Source organism: Streptomyces sp. 5-10 (genome assembly GCF_014712245.1).
GTDB classification, from domain to species: domain Bacteria; phylum Actinomycetota; class Actinomycetes; order Streptomycetales; family Streptomycetaceae; genus Streptomyces; species Streptomyces violaceusniger.
In genome coordinates, this window is sequence record NZ_JACVYG010000024.1 from 1 (window position 1) to 18,996 (window position 18,996).

At 68.3% G+C, this 18,996-nt stretch carries 13 protein-coding genes; 1 reads left to right on the plus strand and 12 read right to left on the minus strand.

What is annotated here, in order from left to right:
* The 12 genes from IEJ02_RS24730 to IEJ02_RS24785 form a co-directional block, all read right to left on the minus strand.
* On the minus strand, positions 1-575 hold a 575-nt coding region (locus IEJ02_RS24730), incomplete at its 3' end, for an SDR family NAD(P)-dependent oxidoreductase (RefSeq protein WP_191066879.1).
* A gap of 38 nt (positions 576-613) precedes the next feature.
* Positions 614-1,372: an SDR family NAD(P)-dependent oxidoreductase gene (locus IEJ02_RS24735; RefSeq protein WP_191066880.1), complete on the minus strand. Its 759-nt coding sequence runs from the start codon at positions 1,370-1,372 to the stop codon at positions 614-616.
* 76 nt (positions 1,373-1,448) lie between these two features.
* Entirely contained in the window at positions 1,449-2,936 is a 1,488-nt protein-coding gene (locus tag IEJ02_RS24740; RefSeq protein ID WP_191066881.1) for an APC family permease, read from the minus strand.
* Between the two features lie 197 nt (positions 2,937-3,133).
* Positions 3,134-4,489, minus strand: a complete 1,356-nt coding sequence (locus IEJ02_RS24745) for an NAD-dependent succinate-semialdehyde dehydrogenase (RefSeq protein ID WP_191066882.1) — start codon at positions 4,487-4,489, stop codon at positions 3,134-3,136.
* 114 nt (positions 4,490-4,603) lie between these two features.
* Positions 4,604-6,559, minus strand: coding sequence for a 3D-(3,5/4)-trihydroxycyclohexane-1,2-dione acylhydrolase (decyclizing) (gene iolD / locus IEJ02_RS24750; RefSeq protein WP_191066883.1), 1,956 nt, complete (start codon positions 6,557-6,559; stop codon positions 4,604-4,606).
* 59 nt (positions 6,560-6,618) lie between these two features.
* Positions 6,619-7,761: a Gfo/Idh/MocA family protein gene (locus IEJ02_RS24755; protein ID WP_191066884.1), complete on the minus strand. Its 1,143-nt coding sequence runs from the start codon at positions 7,759-7,761 to the stop codon at positions 6,619-6,621.
* Positions 7,762-7,920: 159 nt separating this feature from the next.
* Complete coding sequence (locus IEJ02_RS24760; protein ID WP_191066885.1) at positions 7,921-9,684, minus strand: hydantoinase B/oxoprolinase family protein; 1,764 nt, start codon at positions 9,682-9,684, stop codon at positions 7,921-7,923.
* Position 9,685: 1 nt separating this feature from the next.
* Positions 9,686-11,782, minus strand: a complete 2,097-nt coding sequence (locus IEJ02_RS24765; RefSeq protein WP_191066886.1) for a hydantoinase/oxoprolinase family protein — start codon at positions 11,780-11,782, stop codon at positions 9,686-9,688.
* A gap of 70 nt (positions 11,783-11,852) precedes the next feature.
* A complete protein-coding gene (locus IEJ02_RS24770; RefSeq protein WP_191066887.1) occupies positions 11,853-12,737 on the minus strand; it encodes a fumarylacetoacetate hydrolase family protein in 885 nt (294 codons plus the stop codon).
* A 13-nt stretch (positions 12,738-12,750) separates the two neighbouring features.
* Complete coding sequence (locus IEJ02_RS24775) at positions 12,751-14,028, minus strand: aspartate aminotransferase family protein (RefSeq protein ID WP_275559769.1); 1,278 nt, start codon at positions 14,026-14,028, stop codon at positions 12,751-12,753.
* 18 nt (positions 14,029-14,046) lie between these two features.
* Complete coding sequence (locus IEJ02_RS24780) at positions 14,047-14,994, minus strand: C-terminal binding protein (RefSeq protein ID WP_191066888.1); 948 nt, start codon at positions 14,992-14,994, stop codon at positions 14,047-14,049.
* A gap of 206 nt (positions 14,995-15,200) precedes the next feature.
* Positions 15,201-16,985 (minus strand): sigma-54-dependent Fis family transcriptional regulator, encoded by a 1,785-nt coding sequence (locus IEJ02_RS24785; RefSeq protein WP_223864363.1) that lies wholly within the window; start codon positions 16,983-16,985, stop codon positions 15,201-15,203.
* A gap of 770 nt (positions 16,986-17,755) precedes the next feature.
* Between IEJ02_RS24785 and IEJ02_RS24790 the strand changes: the two genes are divergently transcribed.
* On the plus strand, positions 17,756-18,982 hold the full coding sequence (locus tag IEJ02_RS24790; RefSeq protein WP_191066890.1) for an MFS transporter: 1,227 nt from the start codon (positions 17,756-17,758) through the stop codon (positions 18,980-18,982).
* The last annotated feature ends 14 nt before the right edge of the window (positions 18,983-18,996 follow it).

Consider the following 18,996-nt stretch of genomic DNA (forward strand, 5'->3'; position numbering starts at 1 on the left):
CGGAGAAGAGGGGTGTCCGTCTCGCCGGGGAAGACCGCGTTGACCCGGATCCGGTGCTCGGCCAGCTCGAGCGCGGCCGCCTTGGTCATGCCGCGCACCGCCCACTTCGACGCGACATACGCGAAGTTGTCGGTGAAGCCGACCAGGCCCGAGGTCGAGCAGATGCTCACGATCGATCCTCCACCGGCCGCCTTCATCGACGCCACGACCGACCGCATTCCGAGGAACGGGCCGACCTGGTTCACGTCGATCACCCGGCGGTACTCGCTCTCCTCCACCGTCTCGACCCGGTTGGCTCGTGCGATCCCGGCGTTGTTGACGAGCACGGTCGGGTGCCCGAACGCCGCCACACACTCCGCCACGACACGCTGCCAGTCGGCGATCGAGGTGACATCTCCCAGTAGCCAGTGGAAGCGATCCGGCCCGAGTTCGTCGGCCAGCGCCGGTCCGGAACCGGGGGTGATGTCGAACCCGATGACCCGTGCCCCCGCGTGTACGAGGGCCCGAGCATGCTCCTCGCCCATGCCGCTGCCCGCGCCGCTCACGACGGCGACCTTCCCGTCCAGCCGATCCATGGCGCTCCTTGGCGGTGGCGATGCGGTGTCGTGTCGGTTCACTGGGCGGTGAAGGCTCCGTCGACGACCACCTCGGTGCCGCTCATGTACGACGACTCGTCCGAGGCGAGGAACACAACCGCCGCCGAGATCTCCCCGGGACGCGCCCATCGTCCGAAGGGCAGGTCCTCGGCCGGTGGCATCGACGCGGAGGGGGTCTTGGCGTTCTCGCGGATCATGGGCGTATCGGTGTCGCCGGGGCAGACGGCGTTGACGCGGATGCCGTACCCGACGAGTTCGAGCGCGGCGGCCTTCGTCATGCCGCGCACCGCCCACTTCGACGCGACGTAGGGGAAGATGTCGGCGAAGCCGACGAGCGCCGCACTGGACGCGATGTTCACGATCGAGCCGCCACCGGATTCCCGCATGGCCGGGATCACCGCCTGCATGCCGAGGAACGTCCCGACCTGATTGATGTCGATCACTCGTCGATAGTCCGCCTCGGTCACGCTTTCGAGACGCTGCAGCGGCGATACGCCGGCGTTGTTGACGAGCACGTCGATCGTGCCGAACCGCTCGACACCGACCCGGACGACATGGCTCCAGTCCGCCGCGGTGCGCACGTCGCCGCGCAGGAAGACGACATGATCCGCGCCGTACTCCTCGACCAGCGTCCGGCCCGCGTCCTCGTTCAGGTCGAAGGCGACCACACGCGCCCCCTGGTCCAGGAACGCACGGGTATGGGAAAGGCCCATCCCCCGCGACGCTCCGCTGATGACGGCGACCTTCCCGGCCAGGCGGGTCCCCTGTGACGTCATGAGCTCTTCCTCTTTCTCGGCGACGGAGTGGGCTGATTTCTCAGCGACGGAGTGGGCTGATGGCGGATCGAGGCGCTCACTGCCGCCCGATCCTGGTGAAGACGTCGGGCTTGGCACGGGCCAGGTGGCTCGCATAGGCGATTCCGGCGATGAGCACGACCGGCAGAAGCAGGGTCATCAGGAGCGATGCCGTCTCCCCCGCCCCGATCAGGGCGTCGACGTGCACGACGCTCAGCACGAGGATGGACAGGAGTCCGATCAGCCCCAGGATCGGCGCGACGACCGTCTTCCAGACGCGCGCCGGGGTGTCGACGCGGTTCTTGGCGAAGTAGGCGATGATCGCGATCGACACCAGGCACATGAGGAAGATCACGACGATCGCCCCGAGGCCGTTCGTCCGGATGTAGATCGTGAACGCGTTCGTGCCGTCGTTCTCGAAACCGGTCACCGCGGCCAGCGCGACGACCGTGATCAGGGTGAGCACCGTGACGACCACCGAGGCGATGTGCGGCGAATGGTGGCGTGGGTGCGCGGCGCCGAACCGGCTGGGGAAGACCCCGTCCTTGCCGAGCGAGAAGCCGTAGCGCGAGATCGTGTTGTGCTGCGCGAGCAGACACGCGAACGTCGAGGTGATCACCAGCACCTTGATGACGTCGGGGAGAACGGTGCCGAGGTAGCGCGCCGCTGTTTCGCCGAAGAGGCTCGCGGGGTCGGCCTTCGCGGCGCCCGCGACGCCGTCCGGACCGAGCGCCGTGAGGAACGCCCACGCGGCGACGACGTAGAAGACCCCGATGAGGATCACCGCGAGATACGTCGCACGAGGCACCGTCTTCTCGGGGTCCTTGGCCTCCTCGCGGTAGATCGCCGCCGACTCGAAGCCGATGAAGCAGAGCATGCCGAAGAGCAGAGCGAGGCCGAAGCCGCCATCGGTGAGGGCGCCCGCCGTGAGCGGCCGCACGGGGATGCCGTCCGGTCCGCCGTCGATGAAGACGACCGTGTCGAAGGCGATCACGAGCAGTACCTCGAGTCCGAGGGCGACGCCGAGCACCTTCGCCGAGAACTCGATGTGACGGTAGGAGAAGATGCCGGTGAGGGCGGCGCCGACGAGAGCCCAGACGTACCAGGGAATGTCCGGGCCGTGGAAGGTGCCGCTCACGAGCTGCCGCACATACACGCCGAAAGCGATCCAGGTCGGCAAGGCGAGCAGCAGATAGCCGAACAGCGCGATGAACGCCCCACCGAGTCCGACCCTCCGGCCGAGCCCAGCCGTGATGTACGCGTAGAAGGCACCGGGCCGGCTGACGTAGCGCGTCATGGTGGCGTAGCCGAACGCGAACAGCAGCACGATGAGCATGATCATCGCGTATGCGGGCACGATCGCGTACCCGGCGAAGCCGATCACCGAGGGCATCAGCCCGACTACCACGAGAAGCGGTGCGGCGAAGGCGACGACCGAGAACACGATCGAGCCGACGCCGAGTCGGCCTTTCAGGCCTTGTGCCGGCGCGTCCTCATCGACTTCGACGGTTGGCGGAGCGGCTTCGGAATTTCTCTGTGCAGCCACCATCGGCTCCATTCATCGTTAAATTCATCGGAAATCCGAGGATCATGATGGCGAACACTGAAGCAGTGTACATGTCCCGTTCCGGGACACTTTTGGTGCGTCTCGCCTTGCTTATCGTCACGCGACGGCGCGCAGGAGACGGGGAGACCCGAAGCTTCGATTCCGGGGCTCCCCGTCGGGAAAAGAGAGCGTCGCGCCTACTTCGCGAAGCGGTAGAGCTTTTTGTTGGCGAACTCGAGCATGCCGACCTTGCCCATTTCGCGGCCGTAGCCCGACTTCTTGACGCCGCCGAAGGGCACATCCGGACCGCCGAGGCCGGCGGCGTTGACGAACACCATGCCGACGTCGAGCCGGTCGCCGACGCGCTCGGCGCGCTCCAGGTCGTCGCAGATGACGACCGAGCCAAGGCCGTAGGGCGTGGAGTTGGCGAGCTCGATCGCCTCCTCGTCGCTGGAGACGCGGTAGAGCTGCGCCACCGGGCCGAACAGTTCCTCGCTGTAGACGTCCATGCTCGGGGTGATGTCGCTGATGACGCTCGGCGTGTAGACGTTGCCCCGCGGCTGGTTGTCACCGACGAGGAGCGTCGCGCCCTGCTCGATGGCTCCCCGCACCTGGGCCGTCAGCGTCTTGGTCGCGGAGTCGGACGAGAGCGGCCCGAAATCGCCGTTCTCGTACGACTGGGCTCCGATAGCGGCGGTGAATTTCGCCGCGAACTCGTCGAAGTAGCGGTCGATGACGACGATGCGCTTGGAGCCGATACAGCTCTGCCCCGTGTTGTCCATGCGGCCGTTCACCGCATGCTCGACCACGCTGTCGATGTCAGCGGTGTCGAGCACCAGGAACACGTCGGAGCCGCCGAGTTCGAGCACACACTTCTTCAGCGCACGACCCGCCTGCTCGGCGACGATCGCACCGGCGCGCTCGGAGCCGGTGAGCGAGACGCCCTGCACGCGATCGTCGGCGATCATGTCGGCGATCTGCTGGTGGGTCGAGAACACATTCACGTACGCGCCATGGGGGAAGCCGGCATCGAGGAACAACTGCTGCAGCGCGAGTGCCGACTCCGGACACTGGGCGGCGTGACGAAGAATGACCGTGTTGCCGAGGATCAGATTCGGCACCGCGAATCGCACGACCTGGTAGTACGGGTAGTTCCACGGCATGACCCCGAGGATCACGCCGATGCCTTGGTAGCGGAAGAAGGTCCGCAGTCCGTCGGCGACCTCCAGCTGCTCATCGGCGAGCCACCGCTCAGCGTTGTCGGCGAAGGCGGCGGTGATCTTGGCAGCGAACTGGATCTCGCCGATTCCCTGCGGAATCGGCTTGCCCATCTCGCGGTTGATGATCTTCGCGAGTTCGTCTTGCCGCTCGATGAAGAGCTCGGAGAGACGCTGAGCGTGAGCGGCACGCTCGCGCACCGTGGTGCGGTGGGACCACCCCTGGTATGTCCTGTGGGTAGCGGTGAGGGCGGCCTCGATCTCCTCCGCGGTCGCCGCGGGGTATTCGGCGACGGTCTCGCCGGTGGACGGGTCGGTAACGGCGAACGTACCCATCTGTCCTCCTCCTTGATTTCTTGGGGCGCTTTCGGATGCTGTGCCGGAAGAGACGGCTGCCCCCCGATGGGATGCCGTGGGGCAGCCGTGGTGGTCTTCGCGCTGGGATTCCGATCAGACCTCGCTGCCCGGAGCGATCGTCGGGCCGTAGTAACGCTGGCGCTCACGGCCCTCGCGGTGCTTCTCGCCGCCCTCCAAGGTCTCGGGTCGCTCCGAGGTCATCGCGGCGCCGACATCCCAGAAGGCACCGTTGCCCGTGAGGTAGCGCCAGGGCTCCACGTGGGCCACCACGACGGCCGGGCGGCCCTGGACTCCACGGGCCTCCTCGAGTGCCGCCTTGAACTCCTCGATCGTCGTGGTCGACCACGAGACCGCGCCCATGCTGGCCGCGTTCGCGGCGATGTCGACGGGCACGACGGCCCCGTCGAGGCGACCGGTCTCCGCGTTCCGCTCACGCAGCTGAGTGCCGAACTCACGGCCCGGGCCGCCCTTGGCGACCTGCAACGGCCAGATGCACTGATGCCCGCTGTTGTCGATGATCACGACGGTGATCTTCTTGTGCTCCTGAACCGCGGTGATGAGCTCGGTCGGCTGCATGTAATACGTGCCGTCGCCGATCAGGACGAAGACATCACCCGCCGCCTCCGGGCGGGCCAACCGATAGCCGAGACCGGCCGGCAGCTCGTGCCCCATGCAGGAGTTCGCGTACTCGGAGAGGACCTTCGTGCCGTTCGAGGTGTCCCAGGCCTTGTGGACGCCGCCGACCACACCACCGGAGCCGAGCACGAGTGCGTCGTCGGCGCCCGTGTGCTTGTTGAGCACGTCGATCACCTGCGCCTGGCTCATGTTCTCGCCGGGGATGTATTCCAGGTCGTGTTCGAGCGTGTCGGCCGTGGCCTGGCGCGCGCTCGCGATCTCGTCGCGGTATCCCTCGGCGCTCTGGTACGCGGCCGCGGTCAGCCCCTCATGCAGGGCGGTGAGCGACAACTTCGCGTCGCCGACAACGGGGTAGGAGCCCATCTTGTGCGCGTCGAAGGAGCTGACGTTGAAGTGCACCAACTGGACGTCGGGGTTCTCGAACAGCGAGTGCGACGCGGTGATGAAGTCCTGCAAGCGGGAGCCGACGCTGATCACGCAGTCCGCCCGCCCGGCGATCCGGTTGGCGCCGATCGTGCCGTCGACCCCGAGCCCGCCGAGGTTGAGGTCCGAGATCGGGCCCATCCCCTTGCCCGCGTAGGTCTCCGTGACGGGGATACCGAAGTCTGCGCTGAGCCTCGCGAGTTCGTCGGCCGCATCCGAGTAGCGCACGCCGCCGCCGGCGATGAAGACCGGTCGCTGCGCGCGGCGGATGATCTCGATCGCGTCGCGGATCTCCTCCTGTGCCGCCGGTCGACGGCGGATGGGCCAGACGCGCGGGCTGAAGAACTCCTCGGGGAAGTCGTACGCCTCACCTTGGATGTCCTGCGGCAGACAGACGACGACCGCACCGGTGTCGACCGGGTCGGTCAGCACCCGCATGGCCTCGGGCAGGGTCACCAGCAGCTGAGAGGGAGTGGTGATGCGGTCGAAGTACCGGCTCACCGGGCGAAAGGCGTCGTTGGCCGACACATCGCGCTCCACCGGGTGCTCGATCTGCTGGAGGACCGGGTCCCCCTTGCGGTTGTTGATGATGTCGGCGGGGAGCAGCAGGACCGGGAGGCGGTTCGTGGTCGCGGTGGCGGCGCCGCTGATCATGTTGGTCGAGCCCGGCCCTGCGGAGGCGGTGCAGGCGAGGGTCGCGGCACGATTGGCCGCCTTGGCGTACCCGATCGCCGCGTGCACCATCGACTGCTCGTTCTTGCCGGCGAAGTGGGGGAAGTCGACGCCGTACTCGTCGATGCCCTGGGCCACGCCGACCGAGTTGCCGTGACCGAAGATTCCGTACATCCCCGGGATCAAGCGACGGCGCTCGCCGTCACGTTCGCTGTACTGAACCTGCAAGTACTCGACGATCGCCTGCGCGACAGTGCGCCGACGCACCTTCTTGCTGGGGGCGCCGACTGCGGTATCGACGGCCGCGGTGGTGGTCATGCCTTCTCCTAGGTCTGTGAATGAAACGTCGGCGTGATCGTCCGGAGTGATCGTCCGGATCAGTCGAATCGGTAGGGCTCGTGCGGCCCGACCGACGGAAGGGGACGGGGGCGTTCGCAGGTGCTCTCGATCTCGATGTGACGACCGAGCTCCGACGACTTCTCGAAGGCCAGAAGCACTTCGAGCACGTGGTAGGCGAAGGCGCCGCCGGTGCGGGGCTCGAGTCCGTTCCGGATCGCGTGCCCGAACTCGGCCAGGCCGATCCCGCGGTATGCGTCGTCACGGTGTGTGATGGGCGTCTCGCGCCAGTCGCCGCCACCAGGAGGCGTCATGTCGAGGGCGAGGTCGCCGGGCTCACCACGGCGGAGGATCGGCGCGCCGGAGAAATGGTCCGGGTTGGGCGCGGCGATCGATCCGCTCGTGCCGTAGATCTCGAGGTGGGGAAGATGGTGGTTCCACACGTCCCAGCTCACGATCACCGTGGCGGTCGCACCGGACTCGAAGTCGATCGAGCCCGTGACGTGGGTCGGGGTCTTGATATCGATGACGCCGTCGTAGCCGCCCGCCGCGGCGGGACGGGGGCGGGTCTCCGAGGACCTCGGAGCACTGGCCGAGACCCGCTTCGCCGGGCCGAGGAAGTTCACCAGATTGGTGACGAGGTAGGGGCCGATGTCGAGCATGGGGCCGGCGCCGGGGCTGTAGAAGGGATCGATGTTCGGGTGCCAGTGCTCGTAGCCGCGGTTCGCGAACGAGGCGAAGACGGCGACGGGCCGGCCGATCCAGCCGTCGTCGATGAGCTTGCGGCTGGTCTGCATGCCCGACCCCAGGAACGTCGTGGGCGCGGACCCGACCCTCACGCCCGCGGCCCGGGCGGCGTCGAGGATCTGCCGCGCCTCCTCGAGCGAGGTCGCGAACGGCTTCTCCGACAGCACGTGCTTCCCGGCGGAGATCGCCTGAAGAGTGACCGGAACGTGCAGCTTCGGCGGGGTCAGGTTGAGCACCAGCTCCACCTCGGGGTCGGCGAGCAACTCGTCGGGAGTGAGTGCCTTCGGCACCGCATACTCCGCCGCGCGCTTGGCGAGTGCCTCGGCGTTGACGTCGGCAAGTGCGACGATCTTGACGTCGGGATGGACCCCGATCTTGTCGAGGTACTGGTTGAGCACGTTTCCGACGCCGATGATGCCGACTCGAATGGGATCCATTTCTCTCACTTCGTTTCTGGGTTCCGAACGCTCCCGGCCGGAAGCCCTGTCGAGGGCCGGAGTATCACGGGTAGCGACGCATTATGTTCACTCCGTAATCGCCCTGGTCGGTGTCGGGACACGAGACGGATGACGGGTGCGCGGGGACGTCGCCGAGCCTTACGAGCGGGCCGACACCCGCTCGCGGCGGAGCTTCGCCGTCGCGGCGTCGTCGACGACGCCGTCCGTGATCACGACGCCGTAGACATCCAACGCCGACTTCGGCGTGATGCGGCTCTCCCGCAGGTCGTTGAGCACTGCGGCCGCCTCACGCTCGAGGGGGTCACCATAGCCGCCACCGCCGGGCGTGATCGACACGACCTTCTCGCCACGGAGCATGTCGTACCGGCCGACGACCGGGATCTCCTTACGACTGCCGTCGACACCTTCGACCCAAGCCTGCGGAACGGCGCCTCCGGCACCGCCGCGAACGCCCTTCGGCGGGTTGAACTTGCCCTCGAGCCCGTACGTGATGGTCACGTCATCGTCGCGGGCCTCCATCGTGACGCGCGTCGCGAGCCCACCGCGCTGACGACCGGCGCCGCCCGAGTCGGCGACGAGCACACGCTCGTGGATGAGGATCGGGTAGCGCTGCTCGTCGACCTCGACACTGTCGTGGTAGAGCAGGGCGCCGCACACGGGGCGCTGGTAGGTCGGCCAGCCGTCGACGTACGGTGTCGCCGGGCCGCCGACGCCGCCGACCAGGATCTGGTTCACATAGGCGTTGCCGTTGCGCTCATCGATACCCGAGACCACGGACTTCGCCGGGGCCTGTCCGGTCGCTCCTTCGGCGGTGCCATACCCGTCCTCAATCTGCGAGAACGCGGCCTGAACGATGTTGACGACCCGGTCCGCCAGGTTGGTCGTGCCCGACGAGCACGAGTAGGGATGCTTCGGCACGCCGACGGCGCAACCCTCACGCAGCAGCACCTCGAAGCGCCGGAAGGTGCCGGCGTTGCTCGGCAGGGACTCCGGAAGGCCCGACAGGATGCCCGCCAGCGCGGCTCCGGTCGCCGTAGCGCGTGTGAGGTTGAGTCCGTTCGGCAGGTTGTCGGGGTTGTCACGCAGGTCGATCGTGACCCGGCCGTCGGCCGGCTTGACCGAGATCGTGGCCTGGAGGGGAACCCCGTCGGGACCGGTGCCGGGGAAGGGGTCGTGTGACGTCGAGCCGGTGAGAACCCGCTCCGGCAGCGTCTCGACCGTGCTCGTCGCGAGGCGCTCCGAGTAGTCGAACCAGGCGTCGACGAACTCGAGGAGCGTGTCGGCGCCGAACTTCCCGGCGAGTTCCCGCACCCGACGCTCGGCGATGCGAGAGGCCCCGACCGAGGCGAGGTAGTCGCCGTACCACTGGTCGGGCACGCGGATGCGCGCGCGGCACATGCGGACGATGTCGTCGAGGTCGGTGTAGTCGCGCTGAATCCGCACACACGGGAAGATCAGCGCGCCTTCCTCATAGACGTCGCGCGCGGTCGCGTAGAACGTCGTCGGGAGCGAGTTGCCGCAGTCGGCCTGGTGGGCCTTGGTGACGGCGGTGAACAGGTGGCGCCCCTCGACGAAGATCGGCACGAGGATGCAGTGGTCGGCCGCGTGGGAGTTGCCCAGGTAGGGGTCGTTGTGCAGGAACGCGTCACCCTCGCGGAGGTCGTCGTGCAGCGCGACCATGTCCTCGCCGAGGGGACCGGCGCCGAAGACGTGCACCGGCACCCCCTCGGCCGCGGCGAGCAGCTGGTTGTCGGCAGTCAGCACGGCGCAGGAGAAGTCGCGCGCCGTGTTGATCACCGAGGAGCGTGCGGACCGGAGCAGCCCGCTGGTCATCTCGCGGACGATCCCGTCGAAGGCGTTCGCCAGCACCGAGAGTTTGACCGGGTCGAATTCACGTGACACGTCACGCCTCCTTACGCGTCAGGTAGATGTTGGAGCGGTCGTCGAGCGTCGCGTCCCACTCCGGCGGCACGACGATGGTTGTCGTGGGCTGGTCGATGACGGCCGGGCCGACGATCTTGTCGCCGGGTCCGAGGGTCACGCCGCGGTAGCGGGTCGTGTCGAAGCTCTCGCCTCCGAAGGTGATCGGATCGGTGCGGTGCGACTCGGGCGATCCACCCGCGGCGACCGTGTCCTTCAGCTGCTCCGGCCGGGGCACCTCGACGCGCACGCCCCAGGTGATGATCTCGACGCGGCTCCGCGCGTCGTGGGTGCCATTGCGGCGGTCGTGCTCCGCGTGGAACGCGCGCTCGATGACATCGGCGGCGTCGCCGTGGGTGTTCGGCGCCTCACCGAGATGTACGCGCAGATCCCACGCCTGACCGGGGTAGCGCGCGTCGACGAAGTAGGTGACCTCGGCCTCGGCTCCGACACCGTCGAAGCGGGCCGCGAACTCGGCCGCCTTCACCCCGATCTCCTCGATGGCCCGCGTCGCCGACTCGGCATCGAACGCGTGGGTGTCGTTGTGCAGTGGCGAGAGGAACTCGGTGGCGATGGGCGCACGATGGGCACCGTAGGCCGCGAGCACTCCCGCGGTCGCCGGGATGAGAACCGTGTCGGCTTCCAGCAGCACGCCGATCGCCGCCGCGACCATGGCTCCGGCGCCGCCGCCTGCGACAATGAGCGCGCCGCGCGGATCGACGCCCTGCTCGAGTGAGGCCTGTCGGATCGCCGTCGCCATGTGGCTGGCCGAGACGTCGAGGATCGCCTGCGCCGCCTGCTGGATGGTCATGCCGAGCGGGCCGGCGATGCGTGACTCGATCGCACGCACGGCGGCGTCGCGGTCGAGGGTGAATCCGCCCTCGAAGCCGCTGGCGTCGAGGTAGCCGAGCGCGACGCACGCGTCGGTGACGGTCGGCTCCTCGCCGCCGCGGCCGTACGCCGCCGGGCCGGGGGTGCTGCGGGCGCTCTGCGGGCCGACGCGAAGCAGCCCGCCGCCGTCGATCCAGGCGATGCTGCCGCCGCCGGCCCCGATGCTCGAGACCGCGACCGATGACAGACCGGTCAGGTGGCCGACGAAGGGCTCGCCGAGCCACGCCTCGCGGGTGTGGCGCACCACGCCCTTCTCGACGAGCGACACGTCGAAGGTGGTGCCGCCCATGTCACAGACGACGACGGTCTCACGGTCGGGTGCCGCCGCCGCACCGACGAGCGGGGCCATCGACGGACCCGAGTTGAGCAGCAGTACGGGCCGGTCCAGCACGTCGGCGACGTCGAGCACGGCGCCCTCCGAGGTGACGACCAGCAGGTCGCCCGTGAACCCGTACGTCACCAGGTCGGAGCGCAAGTTGCCGAGGTGATCGGCCATGAGGGGCTTCAGCGAGGCGTCGATGGAGGCAGCCGACGAACGCCGGTACTCGCGGATGGTCGGGTTCGCCTGGTTCGAGAGCGTGTAGGGGACGCCCGGGAGGGTCTCCTCGATCAGCTCCGCGAGGCGGGCCTCGTGGGAGTCGTTCATGATCGACCACAGGAACGACACGGCGATCGCCTCGACGCCCTCGGCGACGAGGGCCTTGAGGACGCCCCGCACCTGCTCCTCGTCCAGGGGCACGAGCACGTCGCCCTCGGAGTTGATGCGCTCACGGATCTCATAGGTAAGTCGGCGCGGGATGTACGGGCCGGGGTAGGCGGCCTTCGAGTCGAAGGCGTCGCGGCGGCCGCCCTCCCGCAGCAGCAGGGTGTCGGCGAAACCGTCGGTGACCAGCAGCGCGGTCTTGGCGATCTTGCCGGTGAGCACGGCGTTGGTGGCGTGCGTGGTGCCGTAGACGATCACGTCGGCATCGCGCAGCACTTCGTCGCCGTTCCAGCCGACGGACTCGGCCGCACGGCGAACCGCGGCCTCGAAGCCGGTGAACACGCGGTCGTACGTGGTGAGCGCCTTGCCGACGGCCATGTCGCCGCTGTCGGAGCCGACGACCACGTCGGTGAACGTGCCACCGGTATCGACGGCGATGCGATATCGCGCGTCGCGGCCGCTTGGATTCGTCTGGGCCTCGGTCATCTTTCGTCCATGTCTGTCGAGAACGTGCGGGTGGTGGTCGCCCATGTGGGGTGGGTGCGGTGTCGCGGCGTCAGCGCTCGGCGACCCGGTTGCTGAGAATGCCGACGCGCTCCACGTCGATCTCCACGGTGTCGCCCGGCTTCAGCCAGATCGGTGGAGTGCGCTTCGCTCCGATCCCCTGAGGTGTGCCGGTCGCGATCACATCGCCCGGCTCCAGCGTGAGGAAGCTGGAGATATAGGAGACGATCCTGGCGATCGGGAAGATCTGGTGCCGGGTATTCGAGTGCTGCAGCTCCACACCGTTGACACGGGTGATGAGTTCGAGCGTCTGCGGGTCGCCGATCTCATCGAGGGTGACGAGCGCGGGACCCCACGGGGTCGAGCGGTCGACGGTCTTGCCGGCCGTCCACTGAGTCCCGCGGTACTGCAGGTCACGGGCCGAGATGTCGTTCAGTGGGGCGAGGCCGGCGACGTGATCCAGGGCCTCGTTCTCCGACACGTGACGCGCCGCGCGGCCGATGACAACGGCCACCTCGCCCTCGTAATCGAGGTTCGCGCTGACATCGGCGCCCTGGATTTCATCCTCGGGGCCGACGAGAGTCGTCGCGAACTTCACGAACACGTCGGGGTACTCAGGCAGCACGCGGCCCGTCTCGGCGACGTGGTCCTTGTAGTTCAATCCGACGCAGAGCACCTTCGTCGGCTCGGGAACGGGAGTGGTCAGGTGCACGTCGGAGCGAGCGCCGACTCGCGTATCCGGATTCTGGTCGATCAGCCCCGCCACGTCGGTCGAGAACGCCTTGAGCTCGGGGCCGTACACGGTCAGAAAGTCCCGGACGGATGTGGTCGGCGTCGTGCCGGCCGCCCTCAGCAGACGCTCGAGGTCGAACACTGTGTCATGGAGGAGCACGCCACCTCGGACGCGGCTCTCGTGGAGGTAGGAGACGATGCGCATGGGTTCTGCCTTCTCATTCCTGTGCGCCGGCGGCGACGGCGAGCACGGCGTCCGCGAGGCGGTCCGCGATATCGTCGACGACCGCCTGGTCCATCGGGGTCGACAGCGAGAGCAGGTTGGCCGGCGAGCCGAGCAGGCCGCGGTTGTACGACTCCCACCACAGACGGTGCTGCGTGGATTCGTCGACCTTCTCGGAGCCCGCGGGAACGGCCCGGAGCAGCGAGCCACGCCCCCGCACCTCCCAGCCGACATCCGCCACACGGGCCATGACCGACTCGCGCGCGGCGTCGCCGAGGCCGTTCAGCCGCTTCACCTCGGACTCGCCGTAGAGGCGCAGCGCTGCGGCACCGGCCGCCATGCTGACCGGGTTGCCGGAGAACGTGCCGCCGTGCGGCAGGCTTCCGGGCCGCGTCGGGTCCACCTCGGACATGAGCGTGCCGAGGCCGACGACCGCGCCGACCGCGAAGCCGCCGCCGATCGTCTTCCCCGTCGTCAGGAGGTCGGGCGAGACGCCGTACTCGCTGCTCAGACCGCGAAAGCCGAGTCGGAGGCTGATGACCTCGTCGATGATCAGGACGATCCCGTAGCGGGTCGCGAGTTCTCGCGCCGTGGTGACGAACTCGTCGGAGATACGCAGCAGCCCCGCGCGGTTCGGCAGGAGATCGAGGATGATCGCCGCGTAGGCGTCGGGCGCTGCCTCGATCTGCCGGCGGAGGAACTCCGCGTCGTTGAGCGGAACGGGAGTGACGTCGTCGATCACCCCCTGGGGCACACCGCGGGTATAGGTCGGGCCGCCGGGGACGAGGGCGATGTCCGACGTGCCGTGGTAGCCGCCCTTGGTCACGATCACGCGCTCACGGCCGGTGCTCGCGCGGGCGATCCGGATGGCGGACATGACGGCCTCGGTGCCGGAGTTGGTGAACCGCACCTGATCGAGGTCGGTCAGCCGCGAGAGCAGCAGATCGGCCAGCTCCCACTCGTAGAGGTTGGGGATGCCCCAGCTCGCCCCTGACGACAGGGCCTTGGTCGCCGCCTCCGTGATGTCCGGGTGGGCGTTGCCGTGGATGAGCGAGGTGAAGTTGTTGTTCGCGTCGATCAGCTCGCGGCCGCGGTCGTCCCAGACGCGGCAGCCCTCGCCGCGAACGGCGTAGGGGCTCGGCGCGCCGGTGTAATAGGTGGACCGGCCGTAGCCGCCCGGCAGAAGCGGATAGCCGCGCGGCCCCCGGCGCAGGTGCGGATCCTCCGCAGGGGCGCCGCCTGAGACGCGGTTTGTCTGGATATACGTCGACACGTCGGTCTTCTCCACTTATCAGTTCACGAGGTCGATGAGGGGCCGCCCGGTGAGCGCGAACCTCGCCCGTTCCACCGCGCCGTCCTGCAGCGCTCCGGTCGAGCGGTTGGAACGCCAGGCGATATGCGGGGTGAGGATCGTGTTGGGCGCGGATCGCAGCGGGTGATCGGCGGCGACCGGCTCCCGCGAGAAGGTGTCGATGCCGGCGCCGGCGATGTGGCCCGACGTCAGCGCCGCCGCGAGCGCCTCCTCGTCGATCAGTCCACCGCGCGACACGTTCACGACCACGGCCCCCTTGCGCATCCGCGCGAGCACGTCTTCGGAGACCAGGTGCCGCGTGTCGTCGTTCAGCGGGAGGTGCAGCGAGACGACGTCGGAGTTCTCGAGCACGCTCTCCAGGCTGCCGAGCTCGACCGGTCCGTCGGCGACGAAGGGGTCGTAGCCGCGCACTCGCGCACCGACCGCCGAGTACATCCGCGCCACATGCCGGCCGATGCGCCCCAGGCCGACGACGCCGACCTCGAGCTGCGAGAGCACGGGGGTGTCGTAGCCGATGACCCCGGCCCAGCCGAAGTCGCGGATGGCGGCGTCGCCGGTCGGAAGCCGACGCGCGAGCGCGAGGCCCATCGCGAAGGCGTGCGAGGCCACCTCTTCCGAGGCGGTGCCGGGGACGATGGCGACCGGGATGCCGGCCTTCGTGGCGGCGTCGACGTCGATGTTGTCGTAGCCCATGCCGTAGCGGATCACCGCGCGGCACTTGTTCATGATCGGGAACTCCTCGGCGGTGAGCCGCGCGTAGGGCGTGACCAGCACGATCTCGGCGTCCGGCAGGCCCGCGCGGAACGCGTCCGCGTCAGCCGCCGCGACGAGTTCGTAGTCGAGCTCGTCGGCGAGCGCATGCTCGCGACGCAGATCCGGGAAGTGGTGAGGGGCCACCAGGATGGTCCCCGGCTCATCGCCGCTCATATCGTGCCGTCCTGTTCGCGTCGGGGTCTCGTCGTCGCCGGAGTGCGGCCCGGGCCGGTATTGATCGAGGCCGGTTCCGGGGAGCGGACTCAACTAAAACCCGGTGCGAGCGCGACCATCCGTGCCAGATCGGCACACTCGACGGGCGTCTTTCGGACACGACGAACGGCCCGGACCCAAGCGGGTCCGGGCCGTTCGTCGGGTGGTCAGAGGTCGAAGCCTCGACTGCGGAAGTAGTCCATGCGCCGGTAGAAAGTGGAACGCCCGATCTCGAGGATCTCGGCAGCGAGCCGTCGATTGCCCTTCGCTTCGCGCAGGGCGCCGCGGATCTCGACCAGCTCCGCGTCTTCGAGACGCGACAGCCGCCCCTTGGTCAGCATGCGGTGGAAGCTCTCGGGAAGATCCTCATCACAGACCTCGATGCCTCGGGATCGCTCGACCGCGTCCGAGACGACCTGGCGCAGCTGGGCGATGTTGCCCGGCCAATCGGAGTTGGTGAGGGTCGCGACGAGCCTTCGGGAGAGCCGACGATCGCCGATCTCCCTCGCGATCGCGTGGGCCAGCAGGGGGATGTCCTCGCGTCGTCTGCGCAGCGGGGCGAGCGTGATCTCGAGCGCCCCGCCGGCGTCGGCGATCGCGCGGGTCGCATCCGTGACGCTCGCGGCGGTGAAGATCACGGTGCGGCGCGCGCCGCCTCGCAGGCGCGCGGCCACGTCGCGGGAGTCCATGGGCGAGAGCTCGTCGGCGTGGGCGATGAAGAGGACCGGCTCGAACTCCGTGTCGGCATGCTCGCGCACCTCATCGATCCGGGTACTGACATCGGCATCGCGTGCGTCAACCCGGATCACATCGCCGTGGACGTCGGCGATCGCCTCGGCGAGCCGCGTCTTTCCGCTACCGGGCTCGCCGATGATGGCCACGGACCGACGCTGCTCGACCGCAGTCCGGGCCGAGTCGACGGCCCGCTGCAACGAGATGCTCTGTCCATCGAGGCGCTCGAGCAGCTGGTCGGAGGGGGACGAGGCGTCGAGCCGCGAGACCGTCGGCGCGTCCTGCCGCGAGACGGTCGGCGCGTCCTGTCGCGAGACCGTCGGCGCGTCGAGCGTCCGGCCGCGGCGGGCGAGTGGACGGACGACGGCGACGGCGCCGAAGCCCGAGGCGGACAGCTCCACCGGCGAGACCTCGATGCTCGCCGGCCCGAAGCCCGCAAGCATCACTTCTACGTTCGTACCATGTCCCGAGGACATCACGCTCTTGGCATAGCTGGTGACGACCGAGAGATCGGAGCCTTCCAGGGACGCCGTCGCGGCGGAGTTCATGAGCGAGTGCTTGCCATCGGTCACCACGACCGCGGCCTTCCCCCGCCGACGCGAGATGGTGAGGTACTCGCGCAGAAGCGTGCGCTCCCGCGACGACATGCGCGTCTCGATCTCACGCTCGATCCGCGACGTGACCCCTTCGAGCATCAGGAGCGTGGACGACGGGTCGAGCCTCTCCACCCGGGCGGCGGGCAGCGTCAGCCCGACCACTGCTCGCACCCGGTTGTGGAACGGGTCGCGGATGAGCGAGGCGAAGCACCAGTTGCAGCGCATATCCTCTCGGAAGTGCTCCTCGGGCGACAGCCAGACGCCACGACCCTCTTCCAGCGCCACGCCTTCGCCGTTGCTGCCACAGCTCGCCTCCAGCAGCGAGTAGCCCTGCGGGAAGTCGACATCCTCCCTCAGGAAGGGCGGCTGGACCAGCGCGCCATTGGGCGAGCTCAGGCTCACATGGCCACCGATGTCCTCGGCGACCTCGTCGAGCTTCCGCAGATGCGGCTCAGCGATGAGCATGGTGCGCTCGTCGACACGCCCCTCATCGATGAAGCCGCGGTCGGCCTGCGAGTCGACGCCCGCGGCGCGACTGCGCCGCCACGAGCGGGCGACCACCGGACGGAGGGCCGAGAGATCGTCGGTGGCACGGCTCAGGAACAGGTCGCGGATCTCGGCCATAAAGTGGGGCGTCGACGATACGCTCGACGGGGACGATGCGACTGACACCATGGTGATTTCCTCGTCAGTTGCGTGTGCAGGGCATGAGCTTACCTAACAGCCGTTAGCGCATCTTGTCCACTGTTCTTCCCGATCGAATCGTCTCGACGTGTTCAATTCCTCAACGACACATTCCACGACTGGATCGCCGCTGTCGAGTATTCGCCCCAAAAGGGCGCGGCGGTCCCCGCTTGCGTCAGCGGAGACTTGAACGCGACCGGGATTCTACATGTCTTCCTCGATGACACCACCCCCTCGGCGTCCGAATTATCCCGTTATCGACCCCGTGCACACCGACCTCCGCGACACCGGCCGCGCCGCTTGCCGGCCCGTCACCGATGACGAGGCTATGCCGATATCCACGAATTCGGCTTTGCCGTGCACTGATCTCGTGCTCGACGGCCCGGTTATCCAGACCGCCGACGACATCGTCCTGGGACCTGTTAAACGAGCGGTATAACTGGGGTTGTTGATTACTGACGGCGGATGAGAAATCGGCCGTCGAAGGTGCTATTGAAGACAGCGGCGCGCAGGTCGTCGTGCGGCATCGGGGTGTAGGTGCTGGGGATGCCCGTTGCCCGCGCGCGGGTGGCGGCGATCTCATCGCCGGTGAGGCTGTCGCCGGAAGCCCTTCTTTCCCTCTCCGGCCAGGCAGTACATTTGTACACGTCATACGGGTGCTCCCCATGCCCGGCCCCTGGTCGTTCCTGCTCCCGCGGAGTCCTGTCTTGATGGATCAGGTCATGCGTCGGCGCCGTGAGGCGTTATTCCTGTTCTTCCTCCTGCCGGGCATCGCGATGTCGTCGTGGGTGACCCGCACGCCCGATGTCCGGGACCGGCTGGAGGTGTCCACCGGTCAGATGGGGTTGGTGCTCTTCGGACTGTCGCTCGGTTCGATGACCGGGATTCTGTGTGCGGGACATCTGGTGTCCCGGTTCGGTACGCGGCCGGTGACCGCCTGGGGCACGGGGCTGGTCATCGTGGGTATGGTCACGATCAGCGCGGGCAGTCTGACGGCGTCGGTGCCGGTGGTCATGGCGGGTCTGTGCTTATTCGGCGCGGGCATGGGGTCGGGGGATGTGGCCGTCAATGTCGATGCCGCCGATGTGGAGCGGATCACCGATGTGACGACGATGCCCACCCTGCACGGCTGCTTCAGCCTGGGCACGGTCATCGGTGCCGGTGCGGGTATGGCGGTCACGGCCATCGGCGTGCCAGTGCACTGGCATCTGGCGGTGGTCACGCTCATATCAGTCGTGATCTTCTGGTACGCCATCCGCTCCGTGCCCTCGGGCACTGGTCTTGGCGCGCCATCCCAGGCGGAGGAGGACACCGCCAGGTCCCGGCCCAAGGTCTGGAAGGATCGCAGGCTCGTCCTGATCGGCGCGATCGTGCTGGCCATGGCTTTGGCCGAAGGGGCCGCCAACGACTGGCTCCCCCTGCTCATGGTGGACGGACACGATCTGGACGCCGCGCTGGGATCTCTGGTCTATGCCGGGTTCGCCGCCGCCATGACCCTCGGCCGCTTCACGGGCTCGTTCTTCCTCGAACGTTTCGGGCGGACGTCGGTCGTACGGGCCAGCGCCGTCTCGGGGGCGCTGGGCCTGCTTCTCGTGATTTTCTCGGACAACGTCGTGCTGGCGGGGGCGGCGGTGCTGTTCTGGGGGCTCGGGGCATCGCTGGGCTTCCCCGTCGCACTGTCCGCCGCGGGCGATTCCGGCCCTGAACAGACCGCCCGTGTCAGCCTGGTGGCCACGATCGGCTACGTCGCCTTCCTCGTCGGGCCGCCCGGCCTCGGCTTCCTCGGCGACCACTTCGGGCTCCGCTCGGCCATGCTGGTGGTACTCCTCTTCGTCGCGTCCGCCATCTTGCTGGCGCCCGCGGTCGACACCCATCGCCGCCCCACGGTGGCGAGGTCCGTACCCGAGAACGAGTCGGAACGCTCCCGCAACTCATAACACCCGAAGAGGGC